Here is a 14822-nt window from a genome sequence, read left to right on the forward strand (position 1 = left end):
CGTATCCCATCATGACGCCCGGCACTGACAATGCCGATCGGACGGGTCGGGGTCCGGCCGCTGCCGCCCGCCGGTCCGGCCCCCCGCGCGGCCCGCCCCGTCCGGCCTTCCCCTACGGCCCTTGCTTTAAGCCGGTGCCGCCAGCAGCGGCCTCGCCCGCTCCCGCAGCTCGACCACCCGGGGCTCGTCGCCGTACGGCTCCAGGCGGTGCAGCAGATCGCGGACGTACTCGGTGGTGCGGGCGGAGGAGATCCGTCCGGCCACCTCGACCGCACGGGTGCCCGCCGCGCAGGCCGCGTCCAGATTGCCGGACTCCAGTTCGGCGACGGCGGAGACGACCAGGCGCAGACCGTGCGAGCGGACGAACTCCTCGGTGGGACGGGACAGCGCCTGCTCGGTGAAGCGGCGCACCTGGCGGGGCAGCCGCAGGTCGCGGTAGCACTCGGCGGCGTCGGCGGCGAAGCGTTCGTAGGAGTAGAAGTCCAGCCACGAGGGGTCGGGGTCGCCGCTCCGGGAGCGCTCCAGCCAGCCCTCGGAGGCCTTCAGCGCCACCTCGCAGGCGCGCGCCTCACCGGCCTTGGCCTGCGCCCGCGCCTCGACCAGGCGGAAGAAGCTCATGGTGCGGGCCGTGGCCAGGCCGCGGTTGCGCTCCAGGGCGGCCTGGGCGAGGTCGACGCCCTCGTCGGCGAAGCCCCGGTAGGTCGCCTGGAGGGACATCGAGGCGAGGACATAGCCGCCCAGGGGGACGTCGGCGGCCGCGCGGGCCAGCCGCAGCGCCTGGATGTAGTACCGCTGCGCGGCCTCCTGCTGGCCCGTGTCGAAGGCCATCCACCCTGCCAGCCGGGTGAGTTCGGAGGTCGCCCCGAAGAGCGCACGGCCCACTTCGTCGCTGTACGAGGCGAGGAGCAACGGGGCCGCGTCCACCCGGAGGCATTCCGGGACCATCGACGAACGCCAGTCCCCGCCGCCGTATTTGGAGTCCCAGCGGCGCGCGTCCTCCGCCGCCTCGCGCAGCTTGCTGACGTCGCTGTGGCCGACGTGCTGCGGAACCCCGCCGTCGCCGGCCGCCGCGGCGTCCTTGTCGCGCGCCTCGGCCGCCTCCCGCGCCACCGAGCTGTCGGCCGGGGATATCAGCCAGCGCGAGGCGGGGGTGGCGTACGCGCTGACGGCGAAGGATCCGGCCAGGCTCTGCCAGATACCGCCGCCGCCCGCCCGCCGTCCGGCCAGATCGAGACGGTACAGCTCGGTCGCGGAGCGCACCGCGGCGCCCACATCGCGGGGAAAGGCCAGGCCCACCTCGGGCGCCGGGTCCGCGTCGGCCAGCCCGATCTCGTGCAGCGGAACCGGCCGGCCGAGCTTGCTGCCGATCGCGGACGCGATCAGATGGGGCGCGGCGCCCTGCGGCACCATGCCCTTGGAGACCCACCGCGCCACCGACGTCTTGTCATAGCGAAGCGTCAGTCCGCGCTGCGCACCGAGGTCGTTGACCCGGCGTGCCAGTCCGGCATTGCTGATACCCGCGAGGGCGAGAACAGTGCCGAGCTTTTCGTTCGGCCCGCGTATATCCCTGGACATGCGCACCCCTCGACAAGCGACGGCCGCCCCGGTACCCCGGGGCATGCGTCCACCCAGAGTAGTTCGCCGGATCCCGACCGTTAAGTGCCGGTGTCCCGGATGGCGAGATTCGTGTTCAAACAGGGGTACGGGAATTGGCATGTGCTCCGGGTACGTGTGCCCGTGCGCCCGTTCGTGCGCGCTGGCCGCCCGTTTCCGGGAGCGCTTCCATGTCTTCTGCGTGGGTCGGCCCGCTGCACTGGATCCAGTGGGCTGGGGGATACCGTCACCTCAATTCCCCGCGGGTGGCGGTCCGGTCCGGGGGGCGCAGCCCGCCTCCCGGGCCGTCGCGCAGAGCGGCCGGCGGCCGGTCGCGGCCGGTCGTGTCACCGGTTGACGTCATGCCCGCATACGTCAACTGGGCTGTGTGGTACGGACTTTGGCCGAAAATCGATGGGTGATGAATTCACGCCGCCGCCTGCTCGGGGGTCGCCCTGGGGGCCACACGGGGGGCCTCCCGGGGCCGACGCGGCGGAGTCCCCGCGCCCTGTCCGATCCGCTGTCCGATCCGCTGTGCGCTCCACCGTCCGTGCCCGTCCGCGCCCCGTCTGCGGGGCCTGTGTAAACCCCCGGGAACCCGCCGACGGTCCCTCGACCGGCGCACGCGGCGCGAACTGCCCGTATACAGGCCCGCTCCGGAGCCTCCCGCGCGCCCCTGTCATGGCAGCATGGTCGCCACAACAGCTCGGCGACAGCCGGGCAATCCGCTGTACGGGGCGGCCGTTGGCCCCGGCGCACGGGGAATCGGGTGGAGGCGGCCATGCGCTGGTTGGTGGGGTGGAGCAGTGCCGCCACGGGGCCGGCCGGCCCGGGGACGACGGCGGGCGAGGAGGGCCACGCGGTCCTTCCCGTGGGCGCCCAGCTCCTGTGGGGCGGCCCCGACCCCCTCTGGGCGGTCGGCGACTGGCGGCCGGACGAGGTCCGCGTCGTACAGGCCGACGCCGAGACCCGGCTCGCGGTCTTCGGTGTCTGCGGCGCCACCGAGGACCAGCTGCGGGTGGGCCTGTTCGCGGCGCGCGGAGGCGCACTGCGCCACCTCACCACCTGGCCGGGCAGCTACACCGCCGTCGTCCAGATAGGGCGGCGGATCACCGTCACCGGCGACCTGGCCGGCGCCCGGCCCGTCTTCCACGCCCCCTGGGCCGGCGGCACGGCCTACGCCACCGCCGCCCTCCCGCTCGCCGACCTCGTCGAGGCCGGCCTCGACATCGGCCACCTGGCCGCGCTGCTGGCCTGCCCGGACATCCCCGAGGCCCTGGGCGCCGGCACGCCGTACGAAGGCGTCCGCCGGATCCCGCCCGGCCACGCCCTGGTGCTGCGCGGCGGCGCCCGCGACATCACCTCCTTCGAGCCGACCGCCTCGCTCGCCGTCGCCGCACCCCAACTCGCCCCGGAACAGGCCGTGGACGGCGTCCGCGACGCCCTGGTCGAAGCCGTCCGCGTACGGCTGGCCGGGCCCCGGCACGCCCCCGACCCGGACGGGCCCGGCGGTCTCGACCCCGGACCGGTGCCCGGCATGGGGCCCGCCGAGCGACGCGCGGCGCGCGGGGCACCGGCCCCCGGCGTCGGCGCCGACCTCTCCGGAGGCAGTGCCTCCGGAACCCTCGCCCTCCTGGCCGCCGGTCTCCCCGGCCGGCCCGGACGGCTGGGCGGTCACGGCGAACGCCTCCTGGCCGTCACCTTCAACGACCGTGCCACCACGGGCGAAGGGGCCCACCACGCCGCCGAGTTGGAGCGTGCCCGCACCCTCGCCGACAACCCGCGGCTGCACCATGTCGTCGTCGCGGCCGGCGAAGAGGCCCTTCCGTATGCGGACCTCGGCGCGGGCCCGCTCACGGACGAGCCGGGTCCCTCCCTCACCACCGCGAGCCGCCACCGCCGACGCCTGCTGGCCGGCAGCGCGGACCACTTCGTCGGACACGGCGCCCGCCAGGTCCTCGACGCGCACCCGGCCCGCCTCGCCGACCTGCTCATGGACCGCCGCCGGCGCCATCTGCTGCGCCCGGTCACCGCGCTGGCCAAGGCGGACGGCCCCTTTGCACACTCCGTCCTCGTCCCCTTCACCGTCTACCGCGCCGCCCGCAGGCTCGCCCGTACGCCGTACCCGTCCGGCCTCGCCGATACGGCGCGGCGCCTGCTGGAGCGGCAGTTCGCCGACGAGCCGGTGGCCGGCGGGGCCGTGGACGCCTCGCTGGCCGCGCTCGCCTGGTGCGGGCCGGGGCCCGCGGCGCGCTGGCTCACGGGGGAGGCGCTGGCCGAAGTATCGGTGCGTCTCAGCGAAGCGGCACTCCGCCCGCCCGCCGCCGGCCACCCCGGCGAGCGGCGGGCCCGCGCCGCGCTGGCCCGTCAGGCCGCGGACCACCGCGTCTTCGAGCAGGCCGCCGAGATCCGCAGCCAGCGGCTGCACGCCCCCTTCCTCGACAACCAGGTGGTGCTCGCCTGCCGCGCGCTGCCGGACACCCTGCGGGTGCAGCCGGGGGCGCGGGCCGCCGTCCTGCGCTCCGTACTGGCCGGGGCCGGTGTACGGGATCTGCCGCCCGGCTGGGGTGCCACCTCGCACCTGACCCAGGCGGCCGCCGTACGCACCGGGCTGCGCGGCGCCATAGGCGACCTGGTGCAGCTCTTCGACACGCCGCTGCTGGCCGATGCGGGGCTGGTGGAGGCGCGGGTGGTCCGCAAGGCGCTGCGCTCGGCGGCGGAGGGGGCGGCGCTGCCGTTGGACGGGCTGACCGAGCTGGTCTCCACGGAGCTGTGGCTGCGGCGGCTGGTGGCGCGGCGGGGGACGTGCTGGACGGGGGCGGGGGCGCCGCGCCAGAAGGCGGTCGCGGGTGGGGTCGTTCCTCGCGCGCGGTTGGCTTGAGCCGGTGGCCGGCTTCTGGCAGCCAGAAGCGGGCAGCCGGCAGCCGTAGCCGGAGCGTCGGCGGTCACCCCGGCCCCCAGCCCCTCAACGACAGCTGATCGTCGCCTGCGCCCAGTCCCCCAGCGCCACCACGGCCATGGGCGAGGCCGGCTCGGTCACCAGCCGCAGCGTCGTACGCCCCGTCAGCGGGACATGCACCGGCACCGCCCGCTGCCCGCCGTGCACGGCCCCCGACTGCCACAGCCGCACCCCGTCCGCATAGACGGAGAAGCGCAGCGCCCCCAGCCCCATACCGAGATCGTCGATGCCCGCCACGGCGTCGTACGCGGTGCACCGGCGGTTGAGGTCGATGGTCACCGAGGAGCGCGCGTGCACGCTCGCACCCTGCGCATACGTGGTGCCGGCGATCGTCAGGGACTGCCGCTGCCACAGCCAGCTGCTGCCGAGGGTGCGGACCTCCGGCTTGCTGCCGTCGCCCGTGAAGTCGTGGTCCAGCGCGCCCAGCGGGTACGCGGTCGGGGCGGGCAGCGGCGGCTGGGGTGTGGGCTCCGGCGGCGTGGCCTTCGGCGGCCTGGGACCGGGGGCCGGCGCCGAGGGCGGGGCCGGGTGGGGCGTGGGCCGCTGCGGAGTCCGCGACGGGGCGGGCGCCGGCTCGGGGCGCGATGTCTGCGTCGGCGGCGACTTCGGGGCCGGTGTCGCGCTGTGCTTCGGGGCCGGTGCGGCGCCGGACGCCGGCGGCAGCGACGAGCCCGACGGCTCGGACAACGGCTTCTGCGGCGCGGCCGGGGCCGACTGCGCTGACCCGGCCCGCGGCTTCGGCGCGGGCCCCGGCAAACCGGTCAGCGCCAGCGCCAGCACCGCGCCCGCCACCACCGTCGCCCCCACACCGAGACCGACCTTCACCGCCGCGCCCAGCCCCTCACCCACGGCCGCACCACCGGATCCACCGGATCCACCGGCACCACCGGCACCACCGACACCGCCGGCACTTCCCGCCGCACCGGCACCACCGCCGCCTGTGGCCGCGGAACCACCACCGCCCGCAGCCGCCGCACCGGCACCGGCTGCCGCTCCCGCACCGGCTGCCGCTCCCGCACCGGCTGCCGCTCCCGCCCCCGCGACCGCCGCTTTGACGGCGTACCCCGCGGCGAACCAGCCGATGACCGCGACCGGCAGCAGCGCCCCGATCCGCTGATTGACGTCCTCGACCTCCAGCGCGGCCAGCCGGCACCGGGCACACGCCTCCAGGTGCTTGCGCAGCCCCCGCTCGGCCCGCATCCGCAGCCCACCACGGGCGAAGGCGCCGAGCCGGTCGGCATAGCGTGCGCAGTCGCCGCCCGCGGTCAGCGACTGGCTGACATGCGCCTGCAGATAGGCCTGCCGAAGGCCCTCGCGGGCGCGGTGCGCCAGTACGGCGGTGGCGTTCGCGGTCAGCCCGAGCAGCGGGGCGACCTCGCCGGGCGACTCCTCCTCGACCGTGGTGTGCCACAGCACCGTCTGGTAGCGCTCGGGCAGACTGCGGAACGCCTGCACGGCCATCGACTGCTCGGCCTCGTGCAGAGCGCGCACATCCGCGCCCGGATCCTGGGTCTCCTTGTCCCCCGGTGCCCCGGCCGAGGTCACCGCGAACACCGCGAAGTCCTCGACCAGTTGCTCCCGCCGCGCCGTCTTCGCCCAGGCGGCGGCGACCCGGCGGACGGTGGTCAGCAGATAGGCGCGCACCGCGGAATCGGGCCCCGCGCCGCCGCGCACCGCCTGCAGCGTGCGCGCGAAGACCTCACCGGTCAGATCCTCGGCGGTGTGCGCGTCCCGGCAGCAGCTCCGGGCGTAGCGCCGGACCGCCTCGGCGTGCCTGCGGTACAGCTCCTCGTACGCACTGTCGTCCCCGGCCCGCAGATTGGCGAGCAACTGGCTGTCGGACGGCGGGATTTCGCCCCCCTCAGGGGCGGCAGCCGGGTCCGCCCGGTGGGAACGCCCGCGCTGCGGCGGCACGCCGGCCCCCGCGCCCGCCGGACGACGCGCGCGATCGCGCCGCTCGGCCGACCCGCCGGCCGGGCCCCTCGCCCCCAACGGCCCGGCCTGGCCGGGGAGCTGCCCGGACGGCGTGCCCGTGGCCCCGCCCATCCCGGTCCCGCCCATCCCGGTCTCGTCCACCCCGGCCTCGCCGTCGCGCCGCCCGTCCCGCCCGTCAACACCCATCTTCGAGGCCCCCGAAGCCGCCGTCACACCGGAATACCGCGCCAGAGTGCCACACCGAACCCCCGCGGTTGAGGCTCCTGACCGCCATCCACTCATCCGGGGTGCGCACGCGGACGACCGCACGGACGTTCACCCGTACAAGCCACGCCGCGCATGCGGGCCGGCCCCGCACATGCGCGGAGCCCGTACCCGCCCCAAGGGCGCATACGGGCTCCGCAGTCACATCCGGCACCGTCCGGCGGACCGGCACCGTCCAACCGGCCGGCCCCGCCCGGTGAACCCACCAGCAGCGCCCACCCGACGGCGGCGCCGGCCGCCGGACCTCACTCGGCAGGGCGTGAACGCAGCCCCTCCAGCAGAATCTCCAGCAGCCGAGCGGAGGCGGCCTGCTGGTGACTGGGTTCGGGCAGCGTCGGCGCGCCCGTGGCGATCACTAACAGAATGTCGGCGACCGTCACATCGGCGCGCAGCTCACCCGCTGTCCTGGCCCGCTCCACGAGCCGCCCGACGACCTCCAGCAACGCCTCGGCGCCCGCCATCTCTTCGGCACCGGCACCGGCACCGGCACCGGCACCGTCAACGTCACCGGCAGTGGCAGTGGCCGGCGCGGCGCCGCCCGCCGGGCCCTGCCCGCCCTCCGCGGCATCGCGAGCGGCGACCAGCCGGAGATCGACCGGTACCCCGTCCGTGCCGGGTGCCATCCGCTGCTGGGGCACCCGCGCCTCGCTCAGGCCGTCCGGGACCCGGGCCTCGCCCAGCCCGTCCGGCACCCGTGGCCCGTCCGTGCCGTCCGCCGCCTGCTCCGTGGCCCGGTGGGCGTCCGCGCTCACCCGCAGAATGCCCGGCGGCAGCAGCCGTCCGGCCCCCGAGGCGACCGAGGTCCGCAGGAAGCGGGACAGCGCGGACCACGCGTCCTCCTCCTGGCCCAGGGCCGTACGTGCCTGGTCCGTCAGCCGTGCGGTCTCTTCCTCGGCTATCCGGCGGACCAGCACGTCCTTGCTGGGGAAACGGCGGTAGACCGTGCCGACACCGACCCGGGCCCGCCGCGCCACGTCCTCCATGGGCGCGCCGTACCCCAGCTCGCCGAACACCTCGCGCGCGGCCCGCAGCACATGTTCCAGATTGCGCTGGGCATCCACCCGCAGCGGCGTGCTCCGGCCCCCCGTCGCCGTACGGGCACCGTTCCGCACACCTGTGCCGTTGCCGGAACCGGTGCCGGCGCCGTGGGTGCCGTTGGCCGCGTTGTTGCTTTCCTTCACGCTCCCGGCGTCGTCGGCGGCATGCGCCACAGCGACGTTGGTCTGCCAATGAGAGCCCTGAATGTGCATAGTGATCCCCCGGTAATGACGTCTCCCCCCGGAGACTCCCCGCCCTGACAGTCAGGGCGTACCGATGACAGGGTGCACCCCAACGACATATGAACATAGTTGAGCCCGGGTCAAGAATGAAGGGGGCGTTCCGTGCAATGCGCCCCCCGATCGGACCAAGGGGTCTGATCCGCCCGGATCGCGACCCTGCTCCTCCGCCGCCACCCACCCCCTGACCAGGGAACCTCTGCCCGCACGCGCGGAATATGCCGTTCCGTCCCCAGGGCCGCGACCGGTCATACATTTCGACGGGCCTGTGGACAAAGCCGCTCCGGCAGTGCGTCATGGAACAGTGCTGTGCTTTACCCGGGGGCGCAGCTCCCGAGGGTGGCCGCGCCGCCGGCCGCCCGCCGGATCGGTGCCGCCCGGGCCTGGCCGACACCGCGAGGAGAACCTCTGTGAAGACTGTGTCCTCGAACGACGTGACGCGCATTCTCGTTGTCGGTGGTGGCTATGTGGGGATGTACACCGCTCTGCGGCTGCAGCGGAAACTGAAGCAGGAACTGCACCGGGGCACCGTCGAGATCATCGTGGTCGACCCCGAGCCGTACATGACGTACCAGCCCTTCCTGCCCGAGGCCGCGGCCGGTTCGATTTCCCCGCGCCATGTCGTCGTACCGCTGCGCCGGGTGCTGCCGCAGTGCAAGGTCGTCATCGGCGAGGTCACCGCCCTCGACCACGGAGAGCGCCGGGCCACCATCACCACCTTGGCCGCCGAGGAGACCGGCAACGGCGCCGTCGAGGTCGAGTACGACGAACTGGTCCTGGCGCCCGGCTCGGTCTCACGCACCCTGCCGGTCCCTGGCCTGGCCGATGTCGGCATCGGCTTCAAGACGGTCGAGGAGGCCATCGGACTGCGCAACCACGTCCTCGCCCAGCTCGACATCGCCTCCTCCACCCGCGACCCCGCGGTCCGCGACGCCGCGCTCACCTTCGTCTTCGTCGGCGGCGGTTACGCGGGCGTGGAGGCGCTGGCCGAACTGGAGGACATGGCCCGCTACGCCGTCCGCTACTACCACAACGTCCAGCCCGAGGACATGAAGTGGATCCTGGTCGAGGCGACCGACCGGATCCTGCCCGAAGTGGGCCCCGACATGGGCCGTTACGCCGTCCGTGAGCTGCGCGCCCGCAATATCGACGTCCGGATGGAGACCCGGCTGGAGTCCTGTGAAAAACGGGTCGCCCGGCTCAGCGACGGCTCCCGCTTCCCGACCCGGACCCTGGTGTGGACCGCGGGTGTCAAACCGCACCCCATCCTGGCCGCCACCGGGCTGCCGCTGAACGCCCACGGCCGCCTCCGGTGCACCGCCGCGCTCCGGGTGGACGGCGTCGAGCATGCCTGGTCCGCCGGCGACGCGGCCGCGGTCCCCGACCTGACGGCCGCACCGCCTGCCAAGCCCGACGAGCCCCGCGCCCTGTGCGCCCCCAACGCGCAGCACGCCGTCCGCCAGTCCAAGGTGCTCGCCGAGAACATCGCGGCGGTGGTACGCGGCGGCCCGGTCCAGGACTACGCGCACAAATACGCCGGCTCAGTGGCCTCACTCGGCCTGCACAAGGGCGTGGCACACGTCTACGGGCGCAAGCTGAAGGGCTACCCGGCGTGGTTCATGCACCGCGCCTACCACCTCAGCCGGGTGCCGACCTTCAACCGCAAGGCACGGGTACTCGCCGAATGGGCGCTGGCCGGCCTGTTCAAACGCGAGATCGTCTCGCTCGGCTCGCTGGAGAACCCGCGCGCCGAGTTCGAACTCGCCGCGGGCACCGGACGGCACAACGAGGCCAGTTGACGCGCCGTACCCCGAAGAGGTGAGTGCCGTCGGCCCCCGGGTGGCGGGACGTTCCGGAGCGCGGAACTCCCTGTCGGCCCCCGGGCGTCTGACGGATATCCGTCCGGTCGGCCACACTGGACGTGTGACCATGGGTGCGCTCGTATCTGCAAAGAGTGACAATCACGAGGATTCTGGACGTTTGCTGCATTCCGCGAAGGGGCGCCGAGAGTGTCCCCAGCCGACCTTTCCCCGGCCGCCGGCCGGGCGGTCCCACCCTGCCGACGGCCCGATCCCGCGCGACGACGCGAAGTAAGAGGTACCCCTCCGTGATCTTCACGCGCTGGAGCGCCAAATTCCCCGGCACCCAACGGCGTGCCGCCGCGCGGTCCGACCGCGCCGCGCCCCGCCCCGCGTCCGGCACGCCGGCCGCACCCCCCGCCGCGTCCCCGGTGCCGTCCGCGGTGCCCGCGGCGGACGACGGCACGCCCGCCGCACCGACGGCCGCGACCACCGGCTCCGTCCCCGCGGCCCGCGCCGAGCACGCCGAAGCCACGGCCACCGGGGAACCCACCTCCGTGGCCCTGCCGCCCACGGTCGACGCCCTGTCGGTCCACGACATCCTCGGCACCATCCCCGCCCTCGTCGCCGTCGTCTACGGTCCCGAGCACCGCCTCGCGTACGTCAACGGCGCCTACGCCGGCGTCTTCGGCCCCCGCCCGGCCGGCCGCACCGCCCGCGAAGCCCTCCCCGAGCTCGACGCCCTCGGCCTGCTCCCCCTGATGGACCAGGTGCTGCGCAGCGGCAAACCGCGGACGGTCAAGTCCCGCAAGGTCCCCGGCGGCGCGGGCGGCGACCGCACCCGCGACGGCTACTACACCTTCACCTGCACCCCGATCGAGGTCGCCGCCAGCGGCCCGGCACCCGACCCCGAGGTCGCCTGTGTCGCCCCGCACAAGGGCGTCCTGGTCTTCGGCGCCGAGGTCACCGACCAGATCGAGTCCGCCGAGCGGCTGCGCGCCAGCGAGGCCCGCCAGCGCGAGGCCGCGGTCACCCTCCAGCGCTCCCTGCTGCCCCAGGAACTGGAGCAGCCCGACGACCTCTGCGTCGCGGCCACCTACCAGCCCGGCGGCACGGACGCCGCGGTCGGCGGCGACTGGTACGACGTCATCACCCTCGGCGCCGGCCGTACGGCCCTGGTCATCGGCGACGTCATGGGCCGCGGGGTGCGCGCCGCCGCCGTCATGGGCCAGCTGCGCACCGCCGTCCGCGCCTACGCCCGCCTCGACCTCCCGCCCCACGAGGTCCTGCAGCTCCTTGATGGCCTGGCCGCCGAGATCGACGCCAGCCAGATCGCCACCTGCGTCTACGCCGTCCACGACCCGAACGAGGGCCGGCTGGTCTACGCCTCCGCCGGCCATCTGCCCATCCTCGTACGCGACGTGGACGGCACGGTCATCCGCGCCGCCGAACCGACCGGACCGCCCTTGGGTACCGGCGGCTGGCTGCACACCTCCGGATCCGTCCCCCTGGGCCCCGGCAGCAGCGCCGTCCTCTACACCGACGGCCTGGTCGAGCGCCGCGACAAGGACATCGACCACGGCGTCGAGGCCCTGGAACGCGCCTTCGCCGGTGCCGCCGGCGCCCCGGACATCGTCTGCGACCGCCTGCTGCGCTCCCTGGGCATCACGGCCGCGCACGACGACGACGTCGCCATCCTCGTCATCCAGCACCCGGAGCGGACCGGCCATGACGCCGAGCTGTTCCACAACGCCGCGCTCGAACTCCTCGGCGGCACCGAAGCGGCCCCGCGCGCCCGCGCCTTCGCCTCCGGAGTCCTCGCCTCCTGGCGTTTCCCGCCCGAGCTGCACGACCTCGGTGTGCTGGCCGCCAGCGAACTGGTCGCCAACTCCCTCCAGCACGGCACCCCGCCCATGCGCCTGCGCCTGCGCCGCACGGACCGCCGGCTGATCGTCGAGGTCACCGACGGCGACGACCACCTCCCGCGCCGCCGACGTGCCGAACCGGCCGACGAGGCCGGCCGGGGCATCTCCATCGTCGCCACCATCGCCTCGTCCTGGGGCTCCCGCCGCACCCCGGGCGGCGGCAAGGCCGTCTGGTGCGAATTCGCGCTGCCCCGCGGATAGCCGTATGCCGCCGGCCCCGGTCCGATCGGACCGGGGCCGGCGGCATGAAGACGCGGATCTCTTACGGCACCGGGCGCCGGGTATACGGGACACCGGGCACCGGATACGGGGCTCAGGCCCCGCAGGCCACGGCTTCCGCCTCGGCCGGTACCCGCGCCGCGGGCAGGGAGGCCACCGCACGGTGCGGATTGTCCTGCGCCGGACGCAGCATCCGCCCCAGCCACAGCGACAACGCCGTGATCCCCAGCGCACACACGACGAGCATCCCGATGTACGCCCCGTACATCCCGTGCCCCACCATCAGCGCGCCCACGGCCGGACCGAGCGCCAACGCCAGCTGCTTGACCAGCGCGAACGCCGAGTTGTACTGCCCGATCAGGGAAGCCGGCGCCAGATCGGCCACCAGCGGAGCCACCGTCGGCGACAGCATCGACTCACCGATACCGAACAGCGCATAGGTCGAGATCAGCAGCGTCGTCGCCACCACCTGCGCGCCGTGCACCAGCCCGGACAGCCCGGCGGCCAGCCACGCCACCGTCCAGACCACGCCGACCAGCGCCATCACCCGGCTGCGCCGCCGCCGCTCGACCAGCTTGAGCACCACGAACTGCGCCGCCACGATCGCCGCCGTATTGGCCGCGAGCGCGATGCCCAGGCCGGCCGGCGGTATGCGGGTGACCTCGGTCGCGTAGGCCGCGAGCCCCGACTCGAACTGTCCGTAGCAGGCGAAGAAGAGCACGAACCCGAGGACACACAGCCACACCATCCGCCGGTCGGCGAACATCGCCCGCCAGGCACCCTTGGCCCGCTCCTCGGTCGGCACCGCGTCCTCGACCTTCGGCGACCGCGGCAGCCGTACGCTCGCCACCGCCGCGCCGAGCACCAGGAACATCACGGCCTCGATGGCGAACAGCCGCACGAAGCTCGACGCATGCGCCTCGTCGACCAGCAGTCCGCCGACCAGTCCGCCGACGCCCAGCCCCAGGTTGTTCAGGAAGAACTGGGTGGCGAACGCCCGCGACCTCGTCAGCGTCGTCGAGCACCACACGATCATGGTCGCGAGGGCCGGCTGAATGACCGCTATCCCGGCACCGAGCGCGATGGCCGACGCGATGACCAGCGGCTCGGTGGCGGACAGCCCGATCCCCAGGGAACCGACGGCGGCGGAGACCGTGCCGGCGACGGCCACCGGCAGCGGCCCTCGCCGGTCGATGGCGCGACCGGTCAGCGGCAGGACGACCAGCGCGGCCACCGCCAGCAGGGCGAGCACCGCACCGGCAGTGCTCGCGCCGAGATCCCGCACCTTCGCCACATAGACGTACAGATACGGAACGGTGAAGCCGCTCCCGAACGCACTCAGCGCGTTCCCGAGCTGGATCCGGCGCAACGCGGCGCCCATCGCGGTGGTCACACTCACCTACCTAGGTCAGGTCATCAGACGGATAAGAGGGACGAACCCACGAGCCGGGACAGACACCAGGGCGAGACCCGTCCGGAGCCGGACAGTCTCACCCTGAAGACTTCAACTCTAAAGTTCGAAGTTGAAGAGTACACCTCGAAGAACTTCAACGCCAATGACTTCCATGTCATACTGCGCCGCATGCCTGAGCCCTCAGATGCGGCCGCCGACGCTGCCGAGCCGAGCCTCGAGGAACAGATCGCGGCCTATCAGCGCGAATTCCAAGACCTCGACCCCCAGGTGGAGCAGGTCGTCTCCGCACTCCAGCGCCTCAACCGACGGATGAACGTCGCCTACGGGAGGCAGACCGCCACCCTTGGGCTGAGCAACGCCGAGTGGGAAGTCCTCAAGGCCCTCGTCGTCTCCGGCGCCCCCTACCAATTGGGCCCCGGCGAACTCGCCAAGCTCCTCGGTCTCACGCCGGCCGCCATGACCCACCGCATCGACCGCATGGCGAACGAGGGGCTGGTGACACGGGAGCGCGACGAGACCAACCGCGTCCGCGTGATCGTCGCGCTCACCCACGAGGGCCGCGAGAAGTGGCTTGAGGCGATGCGCCTGGCATCGGTCTTCGAGGAAGACCTCCTCCAGGACCTCTCCGGCGAGGAACGCCAGCTCCTCGGCCAGGTCCTGACCCGCCTGCTGCGCCGTGTCGAGGACGCCCAGCCGGACGCCGACGGACGTCTGAGTGACCTCGACTGACGCAAGTTGACACCGGCCTCCCCGATACGTAGTGTTCTCCGAGTTGCCACAGAGCCGGAACGGTTCGAGGCGACCATTCGCCGCATCTGCGGCACACCACTACTGCACGGCCCCTCACCGGGACCAATTTCGGCATGCCGAAATTCGACCGTGACGTGATTATGCGTCAACGAGGAATTCCGCTAAAGTAGTGATCACGCCGAAAGGCGCGGCAACGCAAGAAGTCGCACCCGAGGCAAACCCCCCTCCGACGGGGAATCGGAAACGACTTCGGACCGGAAACGGAACGAAATCGGGTCTGGTAGAGTCGGAAAGGCCGGAAAGCGAAAGCGGAACGGCCGACCCGCTCCAACAGGGCGCCGGACACGGAAACGGATCTGGTAAGGTTGGAAACGCGAAGAAGCCGAAAGGCGGAAACGCACCGGCGAAAATCGGGCCCGCAAGGATCTGATAGAGTCGGAAACGCAAGACCGAAGGGAAGCGCCCGGAGATCCTGGTGAAACAGGAACAAAGGAAGCGTCCGTTCCTTGAGAACTCAACAGCGTGCCAAAAGTCAACGCCAGATATGTTGATACCCCGTCCACCGGAAACATCCGGCGGATGAGGTTCCTTTGAAAGCCCACCACGGCCCACGGGTCGGGGTGGCACACACAGCGAGGACGCTGTGAACGAGCAGACCTATTCCGTCCGCTCGTTCCGCTCTCGTGT

The 14822-nt window shown here is 73.3% G+C and carries 8 protein-coding genes; 4 read left to right on the forward strand and 4 right to left on the reverse strand.

All coding sequences use genetic code 11. From position 1 onward, the window contains the following. Positions 1-126 precede the first annotated feature (126 nt). Entirely contained in the window at positions 127-1575 is a 1449-nt protein-coding gene (locus tag D9V36_RS24105; RefSeq protein WP_129295603.1) for an MFS transporter, read from the reverse strand. A gap of 799 nt (positions 1576-2374) precedes the next feature. Here D9V36_RS24105 and D9V36_RS24110 point away from each other — a divergent pair. Then, a complete protein-coding gene (locus D9V36_RS24110) occupies positions 2375-4474 on the forward strand; it encodes an asparagine synthase-related protein (RefSeq protein WP_129295604.1) in 2100 nt (699 codons plus the stop codon). Between the two features lie 84 nt (positions 4475-4558). Here the strand turns inward: D9V36_RS24110 and D9V36_RS24115 are convergent, their stop codons facing one another. Both D9V36_RS24115 and D9V36_RS24120 read right to left on the reverse strand, forming a co-directional pair. Continuing rightward, positions 4559-6673: a sigma-70 family RNA polymerase sigma factor gene (locus D9V36_RS24115; protein ID WP_129295605.1), complete on the reverse strand. Its 2115-nt coding sequence runs from the start codon at positions 6671-6673 to the stop codon at positions 4559-4561. 323 nt (positions 6674-6996) lie between these two features. Further along, positions 6997-8001, reverse strand: a complete 1005-nt coding sequence (locus D9V36_RS24120) for a TetR/AcrR family transcriptional regulator (RefSeq protein ID WP_129295606.1) — start codon at positions 7999-8001, stop codon at positions 6997-6999. 500 nt (positions 8002-8501) lie between these two features. On the opposite strand from D9V36_RS24120, the gene D9V36_RS24125 reads away from it, so the two are divergent. Both D9V36_RS24125 and D9V36_RS24130 read left to right on the forward strand, forming a co-directional pair. After that, the gene (locus D9V36_RS24125) at positions 8502-9827 is read left to right on the forward strand and encodes an NAD(P)/FAD-dependent oxidoreductase (protein ID WP_241721347.1); all 1326 of its coding nucleotides are present in this window, start codon (positions 8502-8504) and stop codon (positions 9825-9827) included. Positions 9828-10135: 308 nt separating this feature from the next. Further along, positions 10136-11953 carry an ATP-binding SpoIIE family protein phosphatase gene (locus D9V36_RS24130; RefSeq protein ID WP_129295607.1) on the forward strand — a complete coding sequence of 606 codons (1818 nt, stop codon included), beginning with the start codon at positions 10136-10138 and terminating at the stop codon, positions 11951-11953. Between the two features lie 112 nt (positions 11954-12065). Here the strand turns inward: D9V36_RS24130 and D9V36_RS24135 are convergent, their stop codons facing one another. Beyond that, complete coding sequence (locus D9V36_RS24135; protein WP_129298652.1) at positions 12066-13364, reverse strand: MFS transporter; 1299 nt, start codon at positions 13362-13364, stop codon at positions 12066-12068. A 189-nt stretch (positions 13365-13553) separates the two neighbouring features. Here D9V36_RS24135 and D9V36_RS24140 point away from each other — a divergent pair, with 189 nt between their 5' ends. Beyond that, positions 13554-14114, forward strand: coding sequence for a MarR family winged helix-turn-helix transcriptional regulator (locus tag D9V36_RS24140; RefSeq protein ID WP_129295608.1), 561 nt, complete (start codon positions 13554-13556; stop codon positions 14112-14114). Positions 14115-14822: the final 708 nt, after the last annotated feature.

The sequence above is a fragment of the Streptomyces lydicus genome, from assembly GCF_004125265.1.
GTDB classification, from domain to species: domain Bacteria; phylum Actinomycetota; class Actinomycetes; order Streptomycetales; family Streptomycetaceae; genus Streptomyces; species Streptomyces lydicus_C.